8 protein-coding genes are annotated in these 9,839 nt (G+C 43.5%); 7 read left to right on the top strand and 1 reads right to left on the bottom strand.

Annotated elements, in window-relative coordinates; genetic code table 11:
• The 5 genes from H6G83_RS31830 to H6G83_RS31810 all read left to right on the top strand — a co-directional run.
• Positions 1–794, top strand: a 794-nt coding sequence (locus H6G83_RS31830) for a hypothetical protein (RefSeq protein WP_190479642.1), incomplete at its 5' end; no start/stop codon positions are given.
• A 180-nt stretch (positions 795–974) separates the two neighbouring features.
• The gene (locus H6G83_RS31825) at positions 975–1,424 is read left to right on the top strand and encodes a DUF1257 domain-containing protein (protein ID WP_190479640.1); all 450 of its coding nucleotides are present in this window, start codon (positions 975–977) and stop codon (positions 1,422–1,424) included.
• 5 nt (positions 1,425–1,429) lie between these two features.
• Positions 1,430–1,636 (top strand): DUF2997 domain-containing protein, encoded by a 207-nt coding sequence (locus tag H6G83_RS31820; RefSeq protein WP_190479638.1) that lies wholly within the window; start codon positions 1,430–1,432, stop codon positions 1,634–1,636.
• A gap of 151 nt (positions 1,637–1,787) precedes the next feature.
• The gene (locus H6G83_RS35670; protein ID WP_242044968.1) at positions 1,788–1,937 is read left to right on the top strand and encodes a hypothetical protein; all 150 of its coding nucleotides are present in this window, start codon (positions 1,788–1,790) and stop codon (positions 1,935–1,937) included.
• Positions 1,934–3,562, top strand: a complete 1,629-nt coding sequence (locus H6G83_RS31810) for an AAA family ATPase (RefSeq protein ID WP_190479633.1) — start codon at positions 1,934–1,936, stop codon at positions 3,560–3,562. Before H6G83_RS35670 ends, H6G83_RS31810 begins: the two co-directional genes overlap by 4 nt.
• Before the next feature lie 67 nt (positions 3,563–3,629).
• Here the strand turns inward: H6G83_RS31810 and H6G83_RS31805 are convergent, their stop codons facing one another.
• Positions 3,630–5,783, bottom strand: a complete 2,154-nt coding sequence (locus H6G83_RS31805; protein WP_206759014.1) for a C-terminal helicase domain-containing protein — start codon at positions 5,781–5,783, stop codon at positions 3,630–3,632.
• Here H6G83_RS31805 and H6G83_RS31800 point away from each other — a divergent pair.
• Both H6G83_RS31800 and H6G83_RS31795 read left to right on the top strand, forming a co-directional pair.
• Positions 5,783–8,527, top strand: a complete 2,745-nt coding sequence (locus H6G83_RS31800; protein ID WP_206759013.1) for a hypothetical protein — start codon at positions 5,783–5,785, stop codon at positions 8,525–8,527. The two genes, H6G83_RS31805 and H6G83_RS31800, sit on opposite strands and share 1 nt — an antisense overlap.
• Positions 8,528–9,004: 477 nt before the next feature.
• Positions 9,005–9,799, top strand: coding sequence for a hypothetical protein (locus H6G83_RS31795; protein WP_190479626.1), 795 nt, complete (start codon positions 9,005–9,007; stop codon positions 9,797–9,799).
• Positions 9,800–9,839: the final 40 nt, after the last annotated feature.

The following is a 9,839-nucleotide window of genomic DNA, read 5'->3' as shown; positions in this document are numbered from 1 at the left end:
TAGCATCAGTGCAAGAGTGGATGTCATCGGACAATGGAGATTGGGTCTGTCCGATAGACCTAGCGCCCCTGGTGTGGAGCCAGTTGCTTAACATCAGGGATGCGATCGCACCAACTTTACGTGCTGGTTTAAAAGATAGCTATGAGCAGGGGCTGGCAGATTACACGGCAAGGATTGATCACTTCATCTCGCTGAACGTCTGGGATTTACCACCAGACAAACGTGAGGAGGTAAAAGCCAACTTGCTCAAGTCCTTCCCACTACTGTCAGAGCTTGAAGAGTATTTGCAGGTAATTATCGGTCGTCCGGTAATTATCCCGGCGCTGTCAGAACAGTTGAACTCTGAGCAAGCCAAGTGTTTGCAGCAAATAACCCAGTTTATTCAGCAGTACGACCAGAATCTAGAGCAAAGGTTGAGAGAGTCAGCGATCGCAGGCGGGGAACAGCTAGCAGCCCAACTGCTAGAAGAACTCGCCAACTGGGAGCCAGGACGCAAGCCTGTATTGTTTAAAAACAAGATGGAGAAACATCTCAAGCGCGTACAGGTACTACTAGCTAATGCTTCACCGGAGGCAGGCTCTAGCTTAGAGCAGATGATGGCGCACCTAGACTCAATTATAAATGACCCAAGTATTAGCCAGAAGAACCTGGGTGCGGAGGGGCGATCGCAACTTCAGCAAAAGATGGAGGAAATTCGCACAAAACTTCTCGATGAACAGCGCAACTTGCAAGCGTTAGCGAGTGAGGATGTGGGGCTGCGGCGTGGTACTGTTCAGGCGTTTAAGTTCAGGTAGAAAAGTGTAATGCCCTTGGATTTTCAGGGGCATTACACCAACAATATGTTCTTTCATCCAAGATATGTTACTTCCAAAGATTGCTATGCAAATAGGAAGTGAGATACGGGAAACCGTAACTAATGGTTCGGTCACAACTATTGTGTAGCACTGTCAACTCAAACAATTAGAAGGTATTATATGTCACACTTCTCAACAGTTAGAACTCGGTTAGTTAATCGGGAATGTCTAGTCCAAGCACTAGAAGATTTGAATCTTCAGCCCCAGGTCTACGAAACTCCACACCCGTTAACAGGATTTTATGGTGATGACTCAGGCAAAAGTGCAGAGATAGTAGTTAAAGGTCGCACAATCAAAGCCCGTGCAGACATTGGGTTTTGTTGGAATCAAGACAGTGGGGTGTATGAGTTAATACACGACTCTTATGAAACAGCGCCCCGGCTTGGAGAAAACTTCTTTAACAAGGAGTTGATGATTGCTTACGGCAAGCGCATGGTGAAAGCCAAAGCATTGGAATTGCAAGCACAGTTTGGTTCTTGCACCATCAGCGAAGAAGTTTCGGGGCAAGTGCAGAGCTTACGCCTGACATTTGCCGGACATCAAGAAGTTAAACAGTACGCCAGGAGATAACACAAATGGAAAGGTCAGTTTTGATTCACTTTGACAATAGCACAGGTGAGGTTCGAGTAGAAGCGGAGGGTTTTGAAGGGGGGTCTTGTTTGTCAGCAACACAGCCGTTTGAGGAAGCGTTGGGGGAAGTAGGCGATCGCACTTTTAAGGAAGAAGCGCAAAGCCAGCAGATTCGGACTAACGGCAATCATCAGACGCGCTTGCGCCAGTAAATAAAAAAGGAGGAGGAGAATACTGATATTCTCCTTCAACATCATGAAAGACATACTACCAAAAGAATATCCGTTTGTTCACATTTACACACAGAAGGGCGTACACCAGCCCGTCATCATCAAAGCAAACACGGAAGGTTTGTGTGTATTAATGAATGCGCTAGTTACAGCAATCGCACAGCGAGATTGTCACGGTGTAGCAGAGGTGTTTGACGGCGAAGCCGAAGTTTTTGAAGTGAGAGTTCAAATGGTAAGCACTCACGAAGAACTCTCACCATTACCGTATGAGGAACAAAAATGAGCTTAAATAATTTACTAGTTACAATAGATTCACAGATTCCCATTGCCGCGCTAGAGGTATTAGCGCCGGAAGAGGCGACAATTATTGCTTGCTTAACAAGCCAAGCAAATCAAAAGTTGGACTCTCCTGTATACTTCTGGAATTTAGGGGTGGCTGGGTTAGAACAATGTATAGTGGGTGCAGATGGGGATCTACGTTTCAAGCCAGTATCACAATACAAGCGACCAGCCCATATAGACCCACTAATTTATATTTTTGAGTACATCGAAAATTTTGATGGCGTAGGGGTGTTTATCCTGGGGGATGTACATCCGTTTGTGGGGAAAAATTCACCTCAGTTATCCTGGGAGATTCTTAGCCGGGTAAAGAACCTTTACCATAGGCTCAAACTGACAGATAAACGTATAGTATTCTTGGGTCAAAATATTCAGTTGCACGAATCGTTGGTTAGGCTGATACCTTATTTTGAAATCGCACTACCAACTGTTGAGCAAATTCAAGAAGCCTTACCATTTTATCTGGAAGATTTGAGGCAAAGTGCATCAGATCAAGATGCAGTTTTGACCATCAATTTGTCTGGTGAACAGATGGAATCATTAGCAAGGGCGGTGTTGGGTTTGACGCTAGAAGAAATTAGAGATTTCTTGCGTCTGACACTCAAAGGGAGCAGAACAGCACAGGGCGAATGGATTATCGACTCTGGCTTTATTTCCAAAGCGGTCGAATACAAAACCCGGATGTTAAAGCAAATGGGGATTGAGTTGGGTAAAGGAGCTACAATCCCGTTTGGTGGGTTGGATTTATTGCGCGAGTGGTTAAACCGGAGGAAGCGACTGTTCACGCAACAAGCGCGGCTTCTTTCTCTACCCCAACCTAAAGGTGTACTGCTGGCTGGCCCACCCGGAGTTGGCAAAGGGTTACTTACCAAAAATATCGCCAACATCTTGAATCTGCCACTGTTACAGTTAGACATAGCCTCAATGTTAGGTTCCCTTGTTGGTGAATCGGAGGGCAATGTGCGCCGTGCTTTGAAAACGGCAGAAGCGATCGCTCCCTGCATCCTATGGGTAGACGAAGTTGAGAAGGCTTTGTCTGGGCAAGGTGACACCAGTGGAGTCAGTCAACGAATCTTAGGAAATATCCTCACTTTTATGTCTGAGTGTACGGCGGGTGTGTTCGTTGTGGCCACTTGCAATGACCCATCAGCACTACCCAGCGAACTCAAACGTAAGGGTAGATTCGACGAAAATTTCTTCGTTGATTTACCCTCACAGCCAGAGAGAGCGCAGATATTACGGATTCACTTAGAGCGATTTGGTATCAGTGTTGAGGATGAGTACTTGGAGGCGATCGCCGCCAACACCGCTAAATTCTCCGGTGCTGAATTGGAGACTCTAGCATCCGAAGCTGCGCTACTGGCATTCGAGCAAAACAGACCCCAAAAGGTAACTCTAGGGGATTTGGAGGAATGCCGTCAAACCATTACCCCACTTGCCATACAAGATGCGGCGGCTGTGGAAAAAATGCGGGAGTGGGCGAAGACTGCCAGGGCGGCATCGACTGCGATCGCACAGGATCAACCGGCTAAATCGATTAGAACAGCGCGTCATCGCAACATGAACTAATCAAAAAAGTGATTGCTTTTGCTTCATAAGTGGAAGCAATTGCTCTGCAAAAGATGTAGCAGGCTCATTATTCTGGTTTAAACCACTGGTAACAAACAAGCTGAATATCCTCTTCCTTAATTACTGTTGATGGGTTAAATTGTGCCTCTTCATCAATTTCGTGATATTGGTCTTGTTCAACAAAGAACTCATCTAGTTCAAAAACCAGAGCATTTAAGTCTTTTTTATGAGCGAAATTTTCCCAAATTAGTTTCAAGTCCCGCTCGTAGATACGAAGGTTAACTGTGGTAATAACTTTTAATATTCGTCGCTTTGCTTCTTGGTATACTGCGTCTTCATCTATAGGATCAAACTGAATCAAAGCTTGATTAATTTTTTGTAAAGACTTATTAAGTTTAGGCTTTACAATACTGCTAGTTTCTTGTTTTCTGAACAATGTCATTAAGTTACAGACAGCAACATCCAAAACATCAAAGATAGAGTCATCAAACTTCGCTGGCAGCAGTTTTTCTGGAGGAGGAAAGTCACTAGCTTTACATTTGAGCCAGTTAAAAATTTGACGCTTATTAGTAATTATTTTGTCTAGATTGAGAGAAATCACACCGTTAATACGGGGATAAAAGTGCCAGAAGTGTTCATCTTTAACACGAAACGCTAGAAATATTGCCCCGTTTTCGACTTCAGGAATATAGAAATGGCGTGTGCTGTGAATGCCTAGTGGGATTTCTTCTGCTGCTTGCTCACCTTCTAGCTGGAAAAATTCTAATAAAGGCAAACGCATTTCATCCAATGACACCAAATCGGCTGTTTGCTCAAGTTCCTCTAGGATTGCTTCTTTATCCGCATCACTAACTGCTTTCTTAAGTCGATATAATTCTTCCAATGATTTTTCAGAAATTATTTCTCCTAAAACGCTGCCATCTAATCCCACATTCTCACCAATCATGGCAATCCGAGCTTGCAATCGTGCTACCAATCCCAGTAAATCTTCTAAGCCCTCTTCTGGAAAACAGTTATAAATAAACAGTTCTTCATAATTAGTACCTAAACGGTCAATTCGACCGGCACGCTGAATCATTCGCACTGGATTCCAATGCAGATCATAATTAACTAAAACACCAGCATCTTGTAAATTTTGACCTTCCGATAGAACGTCAGTACAGATAAGAATATCAATTTCTTGACTTTGCAGACTTTGCTGCTCATCCTCACTTTGACCATTTGCCTTGGGTGCGAAGCGCTTAACTTTTTCTTCCCTTTGTTTGCCAGGAGTTTCACCCGTGATTTTATCAATTGTAGGCTTTCGACAATCTATCGCCATCGCCTTTAACCAGTCTTGATCTGAAAGTAACTGGTTGTATAAATAATCGGCTGTATCTTTGAAATAGCTGAAAACTAGAACTTTCTGTCCCTTAAGTTCGGTAGATAAAACTTGTTTGAATGCTGTTAGCTTACGGTCATAATCCATTCCTATTTCTACATCTTTTCTAATTTGTAAAAGTGTATTCAGAATCCCATTGAGAATACCCAGGTCAGATTTAATCTGTGATTGTAATTTTTTAATGTGGTAGTCTTGAGGCTCTATTTCATTTAAAGAATCGATTAAATCTTCTACTGAACTGCTCTCCTCTTCATCTGTCTCTGCGGTTAAAATTTTGCGAAAATTATGGCTATCTAGAAGTTTGCCTTCTTGTAACAAGCTAAAAAACCTTTCTTGAAAATTCCTCTGATTGCGTATACTGCCTTCAAAAGCAATCAGCGAACTTTCTAAACGCTTCAGATAGAGTGATTTCATTAGGGCAACAAGAGCATCATTGCGCTTTACCTCATCTTCTTCTTGCTTATTTTTCTGCTTCTTAAAGCCTTTGATGTTATAAGGAGCTAGGTGCAATTCATCAATTTGATTGGCAATCCCGGCATAAAACCCTTGAAAGCTTGCCTCAAAATTATAAGTAAACTGTTGTAATTTGCGTTTTGGGAAGCGAATCTTTTGACCAGCTATGTAAATTTCTTCACCAGCTAACTGTCGTTTTATTACATCTTGGCGAGAACGTCTCACCATTGTTTGGAACAACAGTTCAGCAGTAATTTCTTCTTCACCCTTAGCCAATGCTTTAAAGTAAGCTTTGAGATGGGGTATTCCATATTTTAGATAATATGTTTCTGTACTACGTGGCAGCAATAAAATTTGATGATAAAGGTCATAAATACCAAGTAGCATTGGCAACAACATCGCAAACAACTGCCACAGGTCGTCAAAAAGTTGAAACAGAACATACAACCTCGCTTCAAAAATTGGCAGAGAGTGAAAATAACCAATTGGCAAGGATGGAGGAATTTTACGCTCAAGCCGGGGAGAAATATCGGGCGGCTGGGGAGAAAGTAGGCAATGAAGCGATCGCCTTGGGAGAGCAAAAGGCATCTGCATGGGAATCGCAAATTAAAAATGAAGATGATAGCATTTTGGACGGGCCACTGACTGATAACAGACTCAGGGCGAAGGCGGAAGCAGCTAGGGAAGTTGCTAAACAATACAAAAAGGGTTTAATTCAAGAAGCCAAGAAACAAGCTGATGCTGTAGGCCAAGGTAAGGCGAAAGATATTGCAGCTATTCATAATGTAGCCAATCAGTCTCGTCAACAATTGCAAACTCTGCAACAACAAAGTTTAGACAACTTAAACGCCGTTGAACAGCAGGTTTTGTCACAACTAGAGCAAGCACAAACTCAGTTAACTCAAACAGCTAACCAAACCCGGCAAACTACATTACAGACTTTAAATCAACAAGAAGTAGCCCAAATGCAATTGTTAGATGCTTATGGGCAACGCCAAGTATTAGCAATCGACAGGGATGCACAAAAAGCGATCGCATCCATCCAAGCCGGAATTAACCAAGCTACTACGAATCTGCAAACGGTACTGCAAGATACCCAAAACCAACTACAGGGAATGCCTGCACCACCTCCAGAAGAGTTGAGTGCAGCCTTAGCCGACATTTTGGCACAGTTTGATAATGCTGTTGCTCAAGTCCAAAATCAAACAGAACAAGGTATTGCCGCATCCGAGCAAGGTATAATCGGCGGCGGACAACAAGTGGTTACTGGGGTAAGGGCGATCGCTCAAACAGGGTTGCAAGAATCTGCGGCTGTGGCAGAGCAAGCAAAAACTACCTTGACAAATCTCCATCAAGGTGCTATAAATACCTTCAATCAAATTCAGCAAACCTTCACAACCACAATCACCAAAACCAGCGAAACAGCCTTTACAGGTTTTGCTCAAACTACCCAAGGGGTTGACACCGCTTTCAATCAAGTTAACCAAAATCTGGATAGTAACTTCCAAAAAGCTACCAACGACCTAGAAACAGGATTGCGTGGGGCGTTGCAAGGCTCAAAACAGCCAAACCTAGAATCAGATATCGAGAAATACGCCCAAGAAGCCGCAGAGCAAGAACAACCACGTTGGAAAACAGTCCTCAAAGTCCTGCTAGTAATTGCTGTAATAGTTGTCGCCATAGTTGTAGCTCCCGCAGTGATTGGTGCAGTAGGCGCAGTAGCTGGGGCTTTGGGAGCAAGCGCCGCCGCCGCAGGTACGATTGGTGCGGTGGTTGGTGGGGCAATTGTGGGTGCTGTGGCTGGTGCAGTCATTCAGGTAGGGAATAATGCGATCGACGGTAAGAACCTGCTGGATGGGGTTGGTAAAGCCGCCCTTGTGGGTGCGATCGGTGGGGCGCTTGGTGGTGCTGGTGGCGCATTGGGTAATGCACTCGGTCAAGCAGGTAAACTTGGTGCAGGTCTGACTCAATCTGTCTTGAAGTTTGGTATTGATGTCGCCTTTGATATTGCTGGTGGGATTGCTGGTGATTTGGCAGTAGGCAACCCAATTACTGTAGAAGGAATTTTGATTGGTGCTGGTATTGGTGCAGCCGTCCAGATTTCAACCGCTAATTTGGGTAGGTTGGGTAAGTTTGGGCGTAATGTAGAAGGGATGCAAACCAGGACATTCCAAGCGGGAGAGCAGTTTGGTACTTCCTTGGGTGGTAAGGTTAAGGGTGCTTTTGGTGGGGTTGATGCTCCCAAGGTGGGTAGCACAGATGCGGGGGTGGGTGGTGTGAAAACCCCGGAAACAGGAGTTAGATATCCGCAAACTGAGGTAACAGATCCTCAGTCTCAGGTGAAATCGCCCCCAGCCGAAACATCGACCGGACGCGGTACTCAGCTAGATGAGCCAGAAACTGATACTGGATCTGTGCGTCAAGATACGACAACAGAAACCACACAACCACCGTCAACAAAATCCCCAGGTGAAGAACAAAATCTGGCAACTACAGCTAAAAATCAAGAACAGATTCGGATTATCCGCCAAGATAATGATTTTGCTAGCCCAGTTAATGACAAAGGTAATACAAAATCTCGGATTGCTGACGATGGCTCCCTTGTACCAACAAATCCTGACGGCTCGGCAACTTATATAGAACATATTTATGGTGGTTATCCCGCTAAAGGAGATAGTCCCTACACTTCTTTCATGGTAGAAAGTGGTGGTGTTGCCAAAGCATACGGTGCTTTTGAAGTCGAACTCGATTTACCACGACTGCAAGCAGATATCGCATCAGGTAAGCTCAAAAACGTTGAAGTACTAGCCCCTGAAAAGATATCTGGGATGATTAAGGAAGAAATTGCTCAAATCGCTACGAGTTTCAATAAAAATATAGATGTCGATACAGCCATTGCCAAAGGCCCACAAGGTATTCCTGATTATGTTGCTTCGCTGGGTCTGAGTAAAAAGCAATCTAGCAAGCTGGTGCGTAAGTTGCAGGCATACTACAACACAACACGCGACAGCGAGTACTTGATTAAAGGTACTATTCCAGCAACCTATCTTCAAGGGCCTTATTCTACTAAAGTTGGAGAGCCGTCGGGAACTGCTGGGGGAGGTAATAAGGGTGGCTCTACTGGCGAGTGAACCACTGCCACAGTCAGCCGTCCTGCCGGGGATACAGGTGAATCTCATACTGTAAAATCACAAACCGATCTACCAATTACAGCCAAACAACAAGAGGTTTTGAAGAATACAGATCCTAAAAAAGTAGCGAACTAACATCAGAAGAACTGAATACAGAACTTGAATTAGCAGGAAAAGCGAAAAGCAAGCCAATTGATGAGGGAGAATTTGTAGAAGAGATGGAAAAACAGAGGATATGAGCATATATGATGATTGGAATACCAAGGGAAAAAAAGGAAAAGGTGGGTGGAGGAACAAAACACCAGATGCGAGGTACAGACCTTATTAGAGTTTTAAACACCTGTACGCTGCGAGGAAGTGCAAAAATACTACAATATCTGCTTATCTGTTCGCATGAATTTTTTGATTTGCTAATAGCAATTTGCCAGTGATAAAAGCCTTATTCAACATAAAGATAAAACCAAGGAGGCAATTTTAATGCAGTCCTCAAATAATCCCGAAGAATTATTATTTACAGACAGTGAAGGCCAGCGAGGACGACTGGAAGATATAATTGATGACGGTCTGGATGGTGGCTACGAAGACCGGATTCCTGCACTGATAAATCTTCTCAATTCTGGTGAACCATATTATCGATTGCTAGCTTGCGTTATGCTCACTTGTTGGGGTCATCCTTCTGGATTCCAACAAATCATAGATTGGGCATCTCATACTGAAAATGTTCCTTGGAAAGAATCACCTGTAGTTTATGAGCGTCTATCGGGAAGTGACTCTGCATTTGAGATGTTGGCTGATGCACTAAACACAAGCTATTACTGTGATGAAGAGCCAATATTGAAGCAATGGCAGATAGCTGCTACTAAGGCACTTCTTGGTATATATCATCATTATTATTTTGGGCGAATCTTAGCACTATCAATTGTGAGAAATAAAGAAGTAGCAATAGCTGTAAAGCATGAAGTTATCACAGCTATTGAAGCTAGCATAGTTATTTTACAAAAACCTAAACCTGTAGGGTTCGATCTGGCATTTCAAATTGCTTGTTTGCTGATTCCCTTAACGCCCCTGGATGATGATGCTGCTGCAAATTATGCTAATCAACTGAGTTATCAATACCCCAAAAATGAACGAGTATTGAGGGAAATAGCTAATGCTTTGGGAGATGGTAAGGGACAAGCCACCCTAGCAACTCTTCAACATCTCAAAACATTACAAATACCATCTTTAGAAAGTGATGTAGAAAAGGCTATTAACCGCCGTTCCAATATCTAGATAAATATGGGGCGATAAGTGTAACTTTTTTCATAAATTA

Source organism: Anabaena azotica FACHB-119, assembly GCF_014697625.1.
GTDB classification, from domain to species: domain Bacteria; phylum Cyanobacteriota; class Cyanobacteriia; order Cyanobacteriales; family Nostocaceae; genus Trichormus; species Trichormus azoticus_A.
Note: the sequence above shows the minus strand (reverse complement) of the source record. Positions and strands in the feature narration are given on the sequence as shown.